Below are 15273 nucleotides of genomic sequence, written 5' to 3'. Positions count from 1 at the left end.
AATAAAAGATGAGCGAAAATTCACTCATCTTTTATTATACTATTTTTTTGTAATATATGCCCATTTATAACTGAAGTCCCCGCCAAACGTATGATTAGCAATACCTTTTACAAATGGCTTCTCTAAATAAGCTGTACTTTGTTGGTACGTAGGAGAAATTGCTGCGTCTTGACCAATTAAGATTTTTTCAGCTTCCGCAAGTGCATTCCAGCGTGCTTTATCATCTTTTAATAGCTCTCCTTTTGATTTCGCTACTAAATCATCATACTTCGGATTAGAATAATCCATTTCATTAAATGAGCTTCCAGTAACAAACATATCAATATAAGTCATTGGATCCGGATAATCAGGGCTCCATGCAGATAATGAGAATTCATATTGGAATTTCTTTTCTAAATCTAGCTTTTGCTTGTATGGTTGCTGTTTCAAATTCACTTTAATACCAGGCAAGTTTTTCTCTAGTTCTTCCTTAATAAAGTCGCCCACTTTTTTACGGCTACCGTTATCATCGTTTAGTAATTCAACCGTAATTGTATCTTGACCAAGCTCTTTCTTCGCTTCTTCCCATATTTTTTTTGCTTTCTCTGCATTATCTTTACTATCACGGAAGTTTTTATTTACAGAGCGGAAATCTTTTCCATCCGGACCTGTCGTGAATTTTTCAGGTACTAAGAAATATGCTGGCAATGAACCGTCATTTAAAATAACATCAGCAATTCCTTTTTTATCGTATGCTAAATCAATTGCTTCACGTACTTTTTGGTTTTTAAATGTTGCATTTTTTTGGTTAAAACGTAAGAAATATATGCGTGGATCTAACTTCGTTTTAAATTCATCTGGCTTATTCTTTTTATATTTATCAACAAATTCAGAAGTTAAAATAACTCGATCTGCTTGATCACTATCATATAAATTTACTCCCGTGCTTGTTTCCTTCACAATACTTACATTAATTTCGTCTAACTTTACAGTATCTTTATCCCAATAATTAGGATTTTTCTTCAACTGATAATTTTGTTCATGTTTCCATTGACTCATTGTAAATGGTCCATTATATAATAATTTATCTGCTTCTAATCCGTATTTATCTCCTTGCTCTTTCACATATTTTTCATTTAATGGGAAAAATGTAGGGAACGACGTAAGCTCAAGAAAATAAGGTGCTGGTTGCTCTAATTCTACTACCAACGTTTTATCATCCTTCGCTTTAACACCCAATTGATCTGCTGGTAATTCACCTTTATTTACTTTCTGTGCATTTTTCACATCAAATAAAATGAATGCATATTCTGCCGCTATTGCTTTATCTAATGTACGTTGCCATGCATATACAAAATCTTGTGCTCGAACTGGATCACCATTTGACCATTTCGCATCACGTAATTCAAATGTATATGTCTTTTTATCTTCACTAATCTTCACATCTTTTGCCATACCTGGTGTTGGTTTATTATCTTTATCTAGACGATATAAACCTTCCATTGCATTTACAAATACACGGAAAGATACAGAATCCGTTGATTTAGATGTATCCATTGAAGGAATTTCAGCTGTTTCTAGCAAATTTAAAACTTGTTTATCGGCCATTCCCTTATTCGATTCTTTCTTCGTTGTCGAAGCCTTCTCACCATTCCCACATCCTGCAACCAATACACTCGTCGTTAACGCAAGTGCAGCAATTGTTGTTGTCTTTCTCTTCATTCTTCCTTCCCCCAATCTATATGTATAAGTTAAATCCTATATAATATATTTTATTATACAAAAGATTCTGATTATTTTAAATATTTATTTTAACAAACATAGAAAAAAGCGAGCGGAAATTTCTTTCCAGCCGCTTCCTTGAATAGCATTTACTTGTAATCCATCCTCTATATCAAATGGATTTTGAACTTTAAATATTTCTTCCATCAGCTTCAAAAACTCTTCTTCAGTTTTAGATTCACCATTAACCATAAGTGAGTATGGTTCCACTTCACCTAATTTATAATCGACAACAAATTGAATCTTCACCTTTTGTCTTGACGTTCCGGTGTTATATCCTTGGAATTCTACTAATTCTAACCCTTCCGTTCCACGATAATATATCCAACCTGAATTTTGAAAATAATTTTCGAAAGATTCACCTATTGAAAAGAAAGGATATTCATAAAGCGAGCTTGTACGAACCTTTTGAATAACGTCTCGATCAGTCGGAAAAAAGAAATGACTAAAAAATATGCTAGCAACTGCTAAAATAGTAACAATTGTCGCTCCCATTTTGCTCGTTCCGCCGCTATCATTGATTAGATAGTTTTCAACTGATTTATCTTTTATTTCTCTTGCTTTTATTCGGTATATACGTCTTTCCGCAAATTGATAGTACAATCCATTTGCAAAAATCCCCATTCCAAACAGAATAAAAATGAGTAATAAAAACGTAAGAGGCACCATATTAATGATTGGCAACGCTACATTAAATCCCATATAGTACGAAAATGCATCACACGCTACTAATAACAACATAAATAAAGCAGCTGGTACATAATACTTACGATATCCTAGCCAGCCTATATTGAAAATAGCAGCCCAACCATTCCAGCTCCACCTAGCAATCCGCTTATTCTCAAGCTCCCATTTCCTTTTATAATACGGATATTGTCTCCCTACATATACTTCCAGTTCTTTATCTATTAACGAGCTACCTTCCTCTTGTTCATTATCCAAGTTTCGCTGACAACTTGTACAATTTAACTGTTCCTCCTCGCAAGGTTGCCCACAATTTATACATTTCAAAACAATCCCTCTTCCCATCCATACGTCATTTCAAAATACCTTCGTGTTTTAATAACCACTCTTTCCTCCATAAACCACCAGCATATCCAACAAGCTTTCCACTCTTTCCTATTACACGGTGACATGGAACAATTATTGAAATTGGATTCCGACTATTAGCCCCTCCTATTGCCCGTACAGCTTTTATATTTCCAACTTTCTCTGCAATATCTAAATATGAAGCACTTACGCCGTATGGAATAGTATAAAGTGCATCCCATACATTTTTTTGAAATGCTGTTCCCTCTGCAGACAGCGGGACCGTAAATTCTTTTCTTTTCCCTTTAAAATATTCATCTAACTCATTTATACATTGTTCTATCATTTCATTTTTATTTTCTTCTTGTCGTTCATCAACAAATATAACAGACGTAATTCCTTCTTGATTCGCTGTAATTTCAAGCAAGCCTAATTCACTTTCATAATAAGCCTGGTACATATGTCATCCTCCAATTCAGTTCATATTAGTCATTGTAACACGAATATACAAAATTTTTCGTATAAGCGTTTTATTAGAGAAACAAAAAAGAGAATGATAAAATATAAGAAAATTCAATCAAGGAGGCTATTTGATGAATTCCAAGCTTTTTTCACCTTATACAATTAAGAACGTTACACTAAAAAATCGTATCGTTATGTCGCCTATGTGTATGTATTCATCAGGGAGTGAGGATGGCAGCGTTACGAATTTTCATCTCATTCATTATGGAACTCGCGCTGCTGGCCAAGTAGGTTTAGTTATGGTTGAAGCAACTGCGGTGTTAGCTGAAGGACGAATTTCTAACAAAGACTTGGGCATTTGGGATGACAACCTAATTGAAGGCTTACATAAAACAACTACTTTTATACATGATAACGGTGCAAAAGCTGCCATTCAACTCGCTCACGCCGGAAGAAAAGCTGAATTAGATACGAATGCTTTCGCTCCTTCTGCAATTCCTTTTAATGATACGATGAAAATACCAGTAGAAATGAATATACAACAAATCAAAGAGACTATATTAGCTTTTCAGAAGGCCGCGTTACGTTCAAAACAAGCCGGATTTGATGTTATCGAACTACATGGCGCTCACGGTTACCTTATCAATGAATTCCTATCACCACTTACTAATAAACGAACGGATGAATACGGCGGCTCACCTGAAAACCGTTATCGTTTCTTACGCGAAATCATCGACTCTGTAAATGAAGTTTGGGACGGACCAATATTTGTTCGTATTTCAGCAAATGATTATCATCCTGACGGGCTAACAGTTCAAGATTATGTTCAGTATACAAAGTGGATGAAAGAACAGGGAATAGATTTAATCGATTGTAGTTCTGGTGCAGTTGTACCAGCACATATTGATGTGTATCCTGGTTACCAAGTACAATACGCCAAACATATTAAAGAGCATACTAAGATTGCAACTGGTGCAGTTGGATTGATTACGACTGGGTCACAAGCAGAGCAAATTTTAAATAATAACGAAGCAGATTTAATTTTCATCGGACGTGAATTACTTCGCAATCCGTACTTCCCAAGAATAGCGGCCAATGAACTTGGCTTTGAATTGCAAGAACCTCACCAATATAAGCGAGCACCAGGAAAAATTCATACGAATAAATAAAACCGAGAAGTCATTCTTCTCGGTTTTATTTATTCTATCGTTGTAATTTCATTTGAATTATAAGTATGGATACCCGATTCTTCTCGCAGCGCGGTTATATACATACCTTTCGCCACATCTTTAGCTGAAATTGGTTTATACTTTTTGAAAGCCCCTTTAAAAATAAAAGGAATAATACGAGATAACTTTTCAGCCATTCGTTCGCCGAAACGAAATTCTTGTCGGTTTCCTACTAATAATGATGGTCTAAAAATGTGAATACCACCAATCACTAACTTTTGCAATTCTTCTTCCATTTTTCCTTTCACTTGTGAATAAAAGAAAAATGATTTAGGATTCGCTCCCATAGAAGACACAACAAGGAAATTTTGCACCCCTTGTTTTTCAGCTAAACAAGCAGCTCGTAACGTATATTCATAATCTACTTTTTTAAAATTTGCTTTTGTTTTTGCTTTTTTTATTGTTGTTCCTAAGCAACTAAAAACATCATCCACAGCAAAGAACTCTTTATATTCCTCTAATATCGAAAAATCAACTTGTTTCTGCTGTAACTTCTCATGTTGCAATTGCATTGGCTCTCTTACAAAAATAGTAACCGAATCGTAGTAATCTGATTCAAGTAATAGACGCGTTATCTCTTGTCCAACTAAACCACTTGCACCAAGTATTAACGCTGTTCGCTTATTCATATATGCATATACCTCTTATTTTACTTTTCTCTCCTTCAGTAAAATACAACCTTTAGGAGTTTCCTGCTCTTATTTTACCACAAGTAAAACACTATGCGTACGCATAGTGCTTTACTCACTCTTTTTTCTCATCTCTCTCTTGTAATTTCGTTATTGTTGTAGCGTCCCCTAAATTACTTATTAATCTTCTTAAAAAAATTAATACGAAAGATAATGGCAATACTACCGCTAATATTAATAAAATAGCTTCCATTAAGTAACCCAAGCGCTCATCCCCCTCTTTACCTCCTTTTCAATATATGAAAACAGCGTTGTCACATATGCATGCATTTGCAAAAATAATACACCTATATTTGACAACTTTATAACAAAAACAAATCGGAATGATTATTATTTATTGCAACTTTATTAAAGATGTATTATACTAAGTTCGCAAACTAAAACGTAATTATTCCGTTTTGTATTAAAATGATATTTTTCTTCTATAATTGGGGAAAATATATCCGTAAAAAAGAAAAGAGGAGAACTTCATGCCTAAAAGATTGACTATATTTTCATTCTTACTTATTTTTATCTTAATTTTCGCTGGCTGCTCAAATAAAAAAGAAAGTAATGCCAAGAAAGATGGAAAGCTAACAGTTTATACAACGATTTTCCCACTTGCTGATTTCGCAAAGAAAATCGGTGGCGACTATGTAAATGTTGAAGCAATTTACCCACCTGGTGCAGATTCACATACATTTGAACCAAGTCAAAAACAAACAGTACAAGTTGCAAAAGCCAATTTATTCGTTTATAACGGCGCTGAATTAGAACCATTTGCTGAAAAAATGGAAAAAACATTACAAAAAGAAAATGTTAAAATTGTAAATGCATCTAAAGGTATTGAGCTTCGTGCTTCTACTGAAGAAGAGCATCATGATCATGGAGATGGCCATAAAGAAGATGAACATCATCACGATAAAGACCCACATGTTTGGTTAGATCCTACTCTAGCAATGAAACAGGCAGAAAAAATTAAAAATGCACTTGTAGAATTACAACCTGAACATAAAAAAGAATTCGAAAAAAACTTTGCAGCACTTCAAACTAAATTTACTGATTTAGACGATCAATTTAAGGCAGCTGTAGCGAACGCAAAAACGAAAGAAATTTTAGTTTCTCATGCTGCCTATGGTTACTGGGAACAACGATACGGCCTAAAACAAATTCCTATCGCTGGAATTTCAGCTTCTGATGAACCATCTCAAAAACAGCTTGCTGACATTACAAAAACAGTAAAAGAACATAATCTAAAATATATTTTATTCGAAACTTTCTCTACTCCAAAAGTAGCATCTGTTATTCAAAAAGAAACTGGTACAACAGTTTTACGCTTAAATCACTTAGCTACTGTTTCTGAAGATGATGCAAAAAATAATAAAGATTACTTCACTTTAATGGAAGAAAACGTAAACACATTGAAAGAAGCAACAAACTAATCCATTATATTTTCTAGGCAGCTGAATCTAGTATTCAGCTGCCTTTTTATGTATTTATCCTTGACTTGACCAAAATAACAAGTAAAATTATCCATATTAGCTTTAAAGCTATATTAATTTAGAAGGTGAGTTGGAATTATGAATCTTCACATTTGTGAAGTAACAGCAAAAAATTGGCGTTCAGTAGTTGCTTTAGACGTCGCAAAAGATCAGCAACAATTTATTGAAAGTAACGCGTTTTCTTTAGCAGAATCATTATATGAAGGAAACGGAATGTCAGTAGGTTTATATGATGGAGAAACACTTGTAGGTTATGCAATGTATGGATGGTATTCAGTAAAACATAAAAGTGTATGGCTCGATCGCTTTATGATTGACCAACAATATCAAGGAAAAGGATACGCAAAACGTTTCCTTCGCTTACTCATTCAATTCTTACAAGAAAAATTTGAATGCAAAATAATTTACTTAAGTTTACATCCAGACAACAAACTTGCAATGGGACTGTATGAATCATTTGGTTTCCGCTTAAATGGTGATATTGATGATGAAGGTCCAGTTGTAGGTGTTGTAATGGAGTTACTAATAGACGAAAATACAAGCCTGTGAAAACAGGCTTTTTATTATACATTTATCAATTTTTAATTTCTTTCCCTTATTTAATTCTGTTTTGCAATCTAATAGAATGCTCATAAAAATAAGCCTGCAATTTACGCAGACTTATTTCACACACTCCTCGAAATGTTCTTGGAACCACTCTTTATTAATATCTCTTCCGATGAAAACTACTTCACTTACTCGCTCTTCGCCCTCTTGCCACTCTCTATCGTACGAAGCGGCAAATAACGTATGTACACCTTGGAAAACGATACGTTTATCTACTCCGTCTATCGATAAAATTCCTTTGTAACGATATAAATATTCCCCTAGCTCTTGAACGACAGCTGACATCCACTCATTAAGCTTTTGTAAATCCAGCGGACGTTCTTCACGTAATACAAATGATTTCACACCTTCTAAGTGATTATGTTCTTTATGAGGGTAAATTTGCAACGTATCTTTTGTTTTAAACGTTTGGATTTGTAATAAAGATGGTATATCTACCTCACAGTTAGTCGCCTCAATTAACTTTGCAGTCGGGTTAATTCCTTGAATTTCATGCAAGAGATTTTCTTTCTCACTCTCTTCAATTAAATCTAATTTATTTACTAAAACGACATCCGCAAACGCAATTTGCTCTTTTGCCTCTAATCCTTTTTCAAAATGTTTATGTATATGATAACTATCTACCACCGTTACAACACCGTTAATTTGGTATGCAGATTGAATGACTGGATCTAAAAAGAATGTTTGAATAATCGGCCCTGGATTTGCAAGTCCAGTCGTTTCAATTACTAAACCATCAAAATCCATTTTCCCTTCTGCTTTTACGTCCAGTAACTGTTTTAAAGCAACAAGTAAATCTTCACGTACAGTACAGCATAAACAGCCATTTGTCATTTCCATAATTTCTTCTTCTACATTCATAATCAACTGATTATCAATGCCAATTTGCCCTATTTCATTTACAATCACCGCTAATTTCTTACCGTGATTTTCTGATAAAATACGATTTAATAAAGTCGTTTTCCCTGATCCAAGAAAACCAGTTAATATTGTTACTGGAATCATTTCGTACCTCTCCTTATAGCTATATGTTTCTACATTATAGCATATAGAGAAAATCATTTTTGTAGCAAAACATATTTATTGTCTGTACACCTAATTAACTATATAATAACATGTAGTAAGAAAGCCTTTTCAAAACATTATTATTCATCAAGGGGGTACTTATAATGGAGCGAGTTCAAATGGCTGAAACGCTAGAATTTTCTCGTATTATTCAAGGATTTTGGCGTTTAGCAGAATGGAATATGACGAAACAAGAATTACTTTCTTTCATTGAAGATTGTATGGATATGGGAATTACTACTTTTGATCACGCTGATATTTACGGCGGATATACGTGTGAAGGGTTATTTGGCGAAGCTTTACAATTAAAGCCTTCCTTACGAGAAAACATGCAAATTATTACAAAGTGTGGAATCGCTCCCCCATCACCGAAATTTCCAGAGCGATATGTTGCTCACTACAATACTAGTGCAGAGCATATTATGCAAAGTGTAGAAGCATCACTGAAAAATTTACATACAAATTATATTGACGTATTACTTATTCATCGTCCCGATCCTTTTATGGATCCAAATGAAGTGGCAAAAGCATTTTCACAATTAAAACAAGAAGGAAAAGTTCGTCACTTCGGTGTATCTAACTTCTTACCTTCACAATTTAATATGTTAAGTTCGTACTTAGATTTCCCGCTTATTACGAACCAGATTGAAGTTTCTGCATTGCAGCTTGAGCATTTTGAAAAAGGGACAATTGATTTATGCCAAGAAAAACGAATCAATCCAATGATTTGGTCACCTCTTGCTGGTGGGGAAATCTTTACTGGTCAATCAGAACGCGCCGTACGTGTACGTGAAACTATGCAAAAAGTTGCTACTGAGCTAGGTGTTTCTAGTATCGATACGGTTATGTATGCTTGGTTACTTGCTCATCCAGCTAATATGATGCCAATCGTTGGCTCTGGTAAATTAGATCGCGTAAAAACGGCTGCTCTTGCTACAAACGTTAACTTAGACCGTCAACAATGGTTTACAATTTTCGAAAGCTCTAATGGGCATCCTGTACCATAATGCATAAAAAGAAGAGCTGTTTTCTTACAGCTCTTCTTTTTCATATGTATTTCTAGTCATGGCAAATACACACATATCCCTTAATCCGTTTCCATCTACCGTAACACTCGCACTTTCTAACGTACCTTCTAACTTAAAGCCTAATTTCTCAGGTATCGCTCTACTCTTCTTATTTAAAGAATCACAACGAATTTCTACACGGTTTGCTTTCAATTCAGAAAAAGCGTAATCCGTTATACCTTTCGCAGCCTCTACCATATAGCCTTTTCCGCTAAACCTTGTATCAATCCAATATCCGATTTCAAATTGAGGTATATCCCAATTAATACGATGTAATCCGGCTGAAGCAATAAATTCACCTGTTTCTTTCGAAAATACTAGTAATCTTAAATCCTCACGTTGCAAAAATTGAATATGTGATTTTCTAATACTTTCTTCTATTTCTTGCTCTGTTTGCTCTTTTTGTGCAAACACCATCCAAGGTTTTAGTTCTTCTATTGAAGCCTGAATTGCATCATATACAACTTTACCATCTCCTGGTTTCGGCATTCGAATAAAAAGCCTGTCAGTATAAAATTCAGAAGGAAAATCGAATAATAACGGATTCACTGTAAACACTCCCCATAATTCTTTTATATATAATAATATCCATCTCAAGTTATATAGTAAAGAATTTTCTGAATTGAAAACCTTTTACTCATTCACTTCCGCCGCTACACGAATTCCAGATTCAATCGCACCTTGAATCCATCCGTGATATAGCGTTGTATGATCTCCAGCGAAGAATATTCTCCCCTCTGGTTTGACAATCGCTGGTTGCAGCTCAGATTCTTGACCTGCTTGAAAAAGTGCAAATCCTCCAAGCGCATACGGATCCAATGTCCAGCTTTTTGATATTCCAGATATGAACTCATCATACACTTGACCACCTAATATTGTTGCTAAGTTGTGTAATGCGTAATAAATACGATCACCTTTTGATAAACCATCCCATAACAATGCGTCATAAGACCATGTATAGCTACCTAACATCATAGCCGGTCCTTTCTCACCAATTCCATAACTTGGATAATAGGCATAACGAATTGGCAAATCTGTTATAATTCTGCCACCTAATTGTCCTTGTTCTTCCCAAAATCGGCTTTTAAATTGAATTCCTATTTTCGTCGCAGGCATATAATGTAATTCACGAATTGCTTTCCATTTTTCATGAGATATAGAATCAAACGGATCTACTTCTACAAAACGCATTGTCGAAAACGGAATGGTAACAATAACTAAATCTCCTGTAATACTACTATATTCAAAAGTTTCCTCGTTCCGATAGAAAGCTGTCACACCATTATCGTGTTGATGTAGCTTCATTAATTTTTGATTATATATAATATTCTCTTCTAATTGCGGTAAAAATGACTTTGGCAATCTATCGTTCCCACCCACAATTTCACAAAATCCGCTCTCCTCTTGCATAATGTATAGAAAGCGTAAAGTCTCTACAAACGATCGTTCCAAAAAACCTTCTAAATCTAATAGAACACCAATCATCTCAATTGTTACTGGCGAAAAGTAAGTATTATACTGATAAGGGTGATACTTCAAAAATTGTCCTGTGGAATATCTCCCAAAGTCCTTCACTACAACATCCCAATTTTTCTCTGGATTTCTTTTAATAAAATTTATTATCGGCTGTACTGCTAATAACAATAGTTCTTCAGACGTTTTTCCCACTTCATTCATTTCCACAGGATACCTTAAAATACTTGGATCCTTTTCATATTGTTTCAACGTCGTTTTTCGTCCATTTACGTATATAATATCCGTCTCATTTCTATTAATAAATGGACTCACCTGTAGCCCAAATTTTCTTATATAAGCCATCGTTAATGTATGCGAATACGGAATTCTCATTGCTCCGACATCTAAATATAATCCGGTATCTTCCATTCTAACCGTTTCTATACGGCCACCTACCCGATTGTTTGCTTCAAAAATTTTCACATCATGTCCTGCAGCCTTTAATAAAGATGCTGAAACTAATCCAGCCATACCAGCTCCCACTACAATAATTTGTTTTGGATTTATCGTCTTCTTCAATCCTTTATCTATAACTTTTAACGCTTCATCCATTTCAGTGTTATACATTATATCTTTCTGCACAATTCCACCCCTTACTTCATCAAATGGACGTTAGTGGTTTAGTGCATTTTATTCATAAATCTCCATAAACATAACACCATTGCAATTTGAATATTCACTAAAAGTACATAAGAGACAGATTTCATATTTCTTTATGCTTCGTATAATATAGCAACCGCAACGAAGGAGTGACTAAAAAATGAAACATACTTATGATTACCACGCTACAAAAAAGCATTTAGAATTAAAGAAACAAAACTTATGTAAAAAACTTAGCAATATAACACTATCTGAAAAAGAACGTGAACAGCTAAAATGTGAAATTGACAACTATGAATATATTTTAAATCTGGTCGAAATGAATCATTATGAACGCGGATTTTCTCGTTAAAAGCGGAAATAGGATTATCCGCTTTTCATTTTGAGCATTTCACTACGCATTTTTCATAAGTAAATATATAATAGGATGTACATTAAGATTGAGAGGTATATTCTATGATCAAGTTAAGTGTATTAGACCAATCACCTATTTCAGATGGTAGCACAGCAGCCCAAGCTTTTTCACATACAGTTACGCTTGCACAAGAAGTTGAAAAACTCGGATTCACACGTTTTTGGGTATCCGAACATCATAATTCCGTAAGCTTAGCTGGTTCAAGTCCAGAAATACTTATTTCTCATATTGCAGCAAAAACGGACCGTATTAGAGTCGGTTCAGGTGGTGTTATGTTACCACATTATAGCCCATATAAAGTTGCTGAGAATTTCCGTGTTCTAGAAGCACTGTATCCGAACCGCATCGATCTCGGTGTTGGTAGAGCTCCTGGTGGTATGCCAATAGCAACTCGCGCACTTCAAGAAGGGAAAATGGTCTCACTTGATCAATATCCAGAACAAATTGCAGACGTTGCAATGTACTTACATGATCAAATACCAGAAAACCATCACTATGCAAACTTAAAAGCTACTCCAGTTATCCCAACATCTCCTGAAATGTGGATGCTCGGTTCTAGCGGAGAGAGCGCTAAAATTGCTGCAAACAACGGAGCTTCTTTCGCATTTGCACAATTTATTAATGGCTTCGGAGGCCCTGAAGTTATGAGGGCTTACCAAGAACAATTTCAGCCTTCATTTTTAGGAGATAAGCCTAATTCAATCGTTGCCATCTTTGTTATATGCGGAGAAACAAATGAAGAAGCGGAAAAAATTGCTTCTAGTTTAGATTTATCAATCTTATTATTAGAGCAAGGAAAACGAACTACTGGTACACCTTCTATTGAAACTGCTCAAAATTATTCATACAGTGCTTATGATTTATTCCGTATAAAAGAAAATCGTCAACGTATGATTGTTGGTGATCCGTCTTCTGTAAAAGAAAAAATAATAAACTTAAGCAAAGCATACAATACTGACGAATTTATGATTGTCACGATTACCCATCAATTTGAACATAAATTAAAGTCTTATCGCTTACTAGCAAATGCTTTTAATTTATAACTCTAAAAAGAGATGCATCACATATGATGCATCTCTTTTTCTTACTACTTATTGTTTTTATTTCCTATATATTCAATAGCTTCTTTTAATAGCTCATCAAAGTTAATAGGATAATCATGATCTAAGTTAGGCACAACTTTATACTTATGTTCTATATTCTTATCTCTTAATAATCGTACAAATTGCTGCGTGGATTCGAAACAATCTTCATCTTGATCCCCGCATATTATATATCCTTTTATATGTTTATCCTGCAGCACTCTTAGCAACTCATCCCATTCTTCAATCTCAGGAAGCCATGGTGCCATAAAAATAAAACCATCTACATCTATATCTTTTTGTAAAATCGTATATAAAGCTACTCTTGCCCCTGCAGAAAAACCACCAATTATCACATTTTCTACTGTATGATTTTCTATAAACTTATTGTAATGCTCTTTTAATTCTTCTTTCCCTCTCTCTATATCATCCCAAACAAATCCATCTGAAAACTGAATTTGTGAAGACTGTGGTAAAGCTAACGTGTAATCTTGTGCCAAAACTGATTTCCAATATGGCTCTACTATTTGAATATTTTCTTGGTCACCATGTAATGTAAGTAGTAGTTTCCCCTCTTTCTTGCTGTATATATATTTCACATCTGGTCTTTCCTTTTTATGTGCTAATTCTTCTCTTTCTTTACATAATTGCACCATTGTATGAAATTCTTTAAATTTATGTAGTGATTTTAAATCTTCGTCGGAAATTAAATATTCATTTCCATACCAGAATCCCTTTTCTATAATGGCCTTCCTCATTAAATGTAATGCTTCTTTTTCAAGTCCTGATGCACTTGCGAGCGCATACTTAAAATTATATATTTGCGCCTCATTCCCTATTACACCTGTAGCGTTTTCCATTATATAATTGTACGCTTCAAAACTTCCTTTATTTGCATAACAACGTAACGTTTCATTTAATAATTGAATGTAAGTCATACTATTTTTCATGTACCAATTCCCCCGAAACTTTTTATAATATTTATTTTGCGAATCTTTATACCACTTTGTGAAGATTTTATATAACTCGCCCTAGCAATATCTTATTCTCCGAATGATACTTAATAGTTATCCTTCTCTGTCCAATACATTTAATATAAATATTAATAAACTGAAAAGTCAATATTTTAACAAACAAAAAAAGACAACAATATATGTATTGTTGTTTTCATTACGTCTACCCGCTCTTTTGTTTTTTTCTATCTGGTTTACTTGAAACTAAATAATGTTTTTCTGAAATATATAAGTCTCTTTTTAAGCTACGATTTAAGTAAGGTCCTAGTTTCATTCCGCATATGAGGCGATCTTCGCTACCTTCAACAATTGGGAACATTTCTTTTTCTGTTACGTATTGATCTACTGCTTTTTGTACGACATCAATTTCTTTCACTAGGTTTAAATTTTCTGCTGTATGTTCAAATACCTCAAGCGTTTCCTTCGTTATGAGAAAATCATTTGTTGGAAATGCAGGTAAATACGGTTTTAACAAATCATAATTTACTGTATAATCTTCATTTACTAATACTGTATAAACGATATTAGCATTCGTTTCTAAAAACTGAGCCATCGCTTGTTCTAATTCATCTTTCGTAATTTCCCGCTCTTCTTTTCCAGTTCTGAAAAAGCGAAACATCGCATCGCCTCCTTTTTACTATATTATAGCATAAAAGAAAACTGAAAAATCATAAAAAAACCCATTGAAATAATTTTTCAATGGGTTTCTTTATATTTTTTATCGTTATTTTAAGAATGCACTTAGCATCCATACATGTTGTTCTAATGTTGTATGAATTGCTAACAGCATGTCAGCTGATGTTTCATCGCCAGCTTCGCCCGCAACTTCCATACCTTCTTTTAATTCTTGAATAAGTGCAGAATAATCATTCACTAATGTTTGCACCATTTCTTCTGCAGATTCTTTGCTTGTCCCTTCGCTGACACTAGATGTTGCGAGATATTCTTTCATTGTCGCTAATGGTTTACCTTCTAAAGCTAAAATACGTTCTGCTAACTCATCAATATACGTTCCAGCTTCATTATAAAACTCTTCAAATTTCTCATGTAATGTAAAGAAGTGTGGCCCTGTCACATACCAGTGATAATTATGTAATTTCACATATAACACATTCCAGTTTGCTACCTGCTTGTTTAATACTTCAACAACATTTGTTTTCGTACTCATACAATCCACTCCTCTTATCATTTTGTAATGTTTATCTTTTAATAACCTAATTACATTTTACCATACATTCCCTTTCCTTTCGAACAATCGG

Annotated in this window: 17 protein-coding genes; 6 read left to right on the top strand and 11 right to left on the bottom strand. The window is 34.2% G+C overall.

Features of this window, described 5'->3' with window-relative positions; all coding sequences use genetic code 11:
* Window positions 1-39: 39 nt before the first annotated feature.
* The 3 genes from BM089_RS05805 to BM089_RS05795 all read right to left on the bottom strand — a co-directional run bounded on the left by BM089_RS05805 (window position 40) and on the right by BM089_RS05795 (window position 3250).
* Window positions 40-1701, bottom strand: coding sequence for a peptide ABC transporter substrate-binding protein (locus BM089_RS05805; RefSeq protein ID WP_000824269.1), 1662 nt, complete (start codon window positions 1699-1701; stop codon window positions 40-42).
* A gap of 84 nt (window positions 1702-1785) precedes the next feature.
* Entirely contained in the window at window positions 1786-2772 is a 987-nt protein-coding gene (locus tag BM089_RS05800; RefSeq protein ID WP_002093960.1) for a DUF2628 domain-containing protein, read from the bottom strand.
* Between the two features lie 25 nt (window positions 2773-2797).
* Entirely contained in the window at window positions 2798-3250 is a 453-nt protein-coding gene (locus BM089_RS05795) for a methylated-DNA--[protein]-cysteine S-methyltransferase (protein WP_000283907.1), read from the bottom strand.
* A 133-nt stretch (window positions 3251-3383) separates the two neighbouring features.
* On the opposite strand from BM089_RS05795, the gene namA reads away from it, so the two are divergent.
* Entirely contained in the window at window positions 3384-4421 is a 1038-nt protein-coding gene (namA, locus tag BM089_RS05790; protein WP_053564694.1) for an NADPH dehydrogenase NamA, read from the top strand.
* Between the two features lie 29 nt (window positions 4422-4450).
* Here namA and BM089_RS05785 read toward each other — a convergent pair whose 3' ends face one another.
* Both BM089_RS05785 and BM089_RS30975 read right to left on the bottom strand, forming a co-directional pair.
* Window positions 4451-5110 (bottom strand): oxidoreductase, encoded by a 660-nt coding sequence (locus tag BM089_RS05785; RefSeq protein ID WP_061661203.1) that lies wholly within the window; start codon window positions 5108-5110, stop codon window positions 4451-4453.
* Window positions 5111-5225: 115 nt separating this feature from the next.
* Window positions 5226-5375 (bottom strand): hypothetical protein, encoded by a 150-nt coding sequence (locus tag BM089_RS30975; RefSeq protein WP_000540932.1) that lies wholly within the window; start codon window positions 5373-5375, stop codon window positions 5226-5228.
* A 265-nt stretch (window positions 5376-5640) separates the two neighbouring features.
* On the opposite strand from BM089_RS30975, the gene BM089_RS05775 reads away from it, so the two are divergent.
* Complete coding sequence (locus tag BM089_RS05775; RefSeq protein ID WP_090976251.1) at window positions 5641-6591, top strand: metal ABC transporter substrate-binding protein; 951 nt, start codon at window positions 5641-5643, stop codon at window positions 6589-6591.
* Between the two features lie 138 nt (window positions 6592-6729).
* On the top strand, window positions 6730-7200 hold the full coding sequence (locus tag BM089_RS05770) for a GNAT family N-acetyltransferase (protein ID WP_001048674.1): 471 nt from the start codon (window positions 6730-6732) through the stop codon (window positions 7198-7200).
* A 111-nt stretch (window positions 7201-7311) separates the two neighbouring features.
* Here the strand turns inward: BM089_RS05770 and BM089_RS05765 are convergent, their stop codons facing one another.
* Window positions 7312-8262 carry a CobW family GTP-binding protein gene (locus tag BM089_RS05765; protein ID WP_000613426.1) on the bottom strand — a complete coding sequence of 317 codons (951 nt, stop codon included), beginning with the start codon at window positions 8260-8262 and terminating at the stop codon, window positions 7312-7314.
* A gap of 164 nt (window positions 8263-8426) precedes the next feature.
* Here BM089_RS05765 and BM089_RS05760 point away from each other — a divergent pair, with 164 nt between their 5' ends.
* The gene (locus tag BM089_RS05760) at window positions 8427-9329 is read left to right on the top strand and encodes an aldo/keto reductase (protein WP_000442793.1); all 903 of its coding nucleotides are present in this window, start codon (window positions 8427-8429) and stop codon (window positions 9327-9329) included.
* Between the two features lie 24 nt (window positions 9330-9353).
* Here BM089_RS05760 and BM089_RS05755 read toward each other — a convergent pair whose 3' ends face one another.
* Window positions 9354-9938 carry a GNAT family N-acetyltransferase gene (locus BM089_RS05755; protein WP_071731031.1) on the bottom strand — a complete coding sequence of 195 codons (585 nt, stop codon included), beginning with the start codon at window positions 9936-9938 and terminating at the stop codon, window positions 9354-9356.
* A gap of 84 nt (window positions 9939-10022) precedes the next feature.
* Complete coding sequence (locus BM089_RS05750) at window positions 10023-11486, bottom strand: flavin monoamine oxidase family protein (protein WP_001168111.1); 1464 nt, start codon at window positions 11484-11486, stop codon at window positions 10023-10025.
* A 178-nt stretch (window positions 11487-11664) separates the two neighbouring features.
* On the opposite strand from BM089_RS05750, the gene BM089_RS05745 reads away from it, so the two are divergent.
* Together BM089_RS05745 and BM089_RS05740 are read left to right on the top strand one after the other, a co-directional pair.
* Complete coding sequence (locus BM089_RS05745; protein ID WP_000683362.1) at window positions 11665-11856, top strand: DUF3896 domain-containing protein; 192 nt, start codon at window positions 11665-11667, stop codon at window positions 11854-11856.
* 104 nt (window positions 11857-11960) lie between these two features.
* Window positions 11961-12962, top strand: coding sequence for an LLM class flavin-dependent oxidoreductase (locus BM089_RS05740; protein ID WP_000594038.1), 1002 nt, complete (start codon window positions 11961-11963; stop codon window positions 12960-12962).
* A 44-nt stretch (window positions 12963-13006) separates the two neighbouring features.
* Here BM089_RS05740 and BM089_RS05735 read toward each other — a convergent pair whose 3' ends face one another.
* The 3 genes from BM089_RS05735 to BM089_RS05725 form a co-directional block, all read right to left on the bottom strand.
* Entirely contained in the window at window positions 13007-13951 is a 945-nt protein-coding gene (locus tag BM089_RS05735; RefSeq protein ID WP_000798326.1) for an alpha/beta hydrolase, read from the bottom strand.
* Window positions 13952-14177: 226 nt separating this feature from the next.
* Entirely contained in the window at window positions 14178-14633 is a 456-nt protein-coding gene (locus BM089_RS05730) for a DUF3939 domain-containing protein (protein ID WP_000488209.1), read from the bottom strand.
* A 105-nt stretch (window positions 14634-14738) separates the two neighbouring features.
* On the bottom strand, window positions 14739-15182 hold the full coding sequence (locus tag BM089_RS05725) for a Dps family protein (RefSeq protein ID WP_000105199.1): 444 nt from the start codon (window positions 15180-15182) through the stop codon (window positions 14739-14741).
* Between the last annotated feature and the right edge of the window lie 91 nt (window positions 15183-15273).

The organism is Bacillus sp. 5mfcol3.1, from assembly GCF_900114335.1.
Lineage (GTDB): Bacteria > Bacillota > Bacilli > Bacillales > Bacillaceae_G > Bacillus_A > Bacillus_A thuringiensis_S.
Note: the sequence above shows the minus strand (reverse complement) of the source record. Positions and strands in the feature narration are given on the sequence as shown.

Excerpts from the sequence above, each read along its gene's own strand:
- BM089_RS05775 (WP_090976251.1), top strand. The coding sequence starts at position 5,641 with ATGCCTAAAAGATTGACTATATTTTCATTCTTACTTATTTTTATCTTA.
- BM089_RS05785 (WP_061661203.1), bottom strand. The coding sequence starts at position 5,110 with ATGAATAAGCGAACAGCGTTAATACTTGGTGCAAGTGGTTTAGTTGGA.
- BM089_RS05730 (WP_000488209.1), bottom strand. The coding sequence starts at position 14,633 with ATGTTTCGCTTTTTCAGAACTGGAAAAGAAGAGCGGGAAATTACGAAA.
- BM089_RS05770 (WP_001048674.1), top strand. The coding sequence starts at position 6,730 with ATGAATCTTCACATTTGTGAAGTAACAGCAAAAAATTGGCGTTCAGTA.
- BM089_RS05725 (WP_000105199.1), bottom strand. The coding sequence starts at position 15,182 with ATGAGTACGAAAACAAATGTTGTTGAAGTATTAAACAAGCAGGTAGCA.
- BM089_RS05740 (WP_000594038.1), top strand. The coding sequence starts at position 11,961 with ATGATCAAGTTAAGTGTATTAGACCAATCACCTATTTCAGATGGTAGC.
- BM089_RS05765 (WP_000613426.1), bottom strand. The coding sequence starts at position 8,262 with ATGATTCCAGTAACAATATTAACTGGTTTTCTTGGATCAGGGAAAACG.
- BM089_RS05805 (WP_000824269.1), bottom strand. The coding sequence starts at position 1,701 with ATGAAGAGAAAGACAACAACAATTGCTGCACTTGCGTTAACGACGAGT.
- BM089_RS05745 (WP_000683362.1), top strand. The coding sequence starts at position 11,665 with ATGAAACATACTTATGATTACCACGCTACAAAAAAGCATTTAGAATTA.
- BM089_RS05735 (WP_000798326.1), bottom strand. The coding sequence starts at position 13,951 with ATGAAAAATAGTATGACTTACATTCAATTATTAAATGAAACGTTACGT.
- BM089_RS05795 (WP_000283907.1), bottom strand. The coding sequence starts at position 3,250 with ATGTACCAGGCTTATTATGAAAGTGAATTAGGCTTGCTTGAAATTACA.
- namA (WP_053564694.1), top strand. The coding sequence starts at position 3,384 with ATGAATTCCAAGCTTTTTTCACCTTATACAATTAAGAACGTTACACTA.
- BM089_RS05760 (WP_000442793.1), top strand. The coding sequence starts at position 8,427 with ATGGAGCGAGTTCAAATGGCTGAAACGCTAGAATTTTCTCGTATTATT.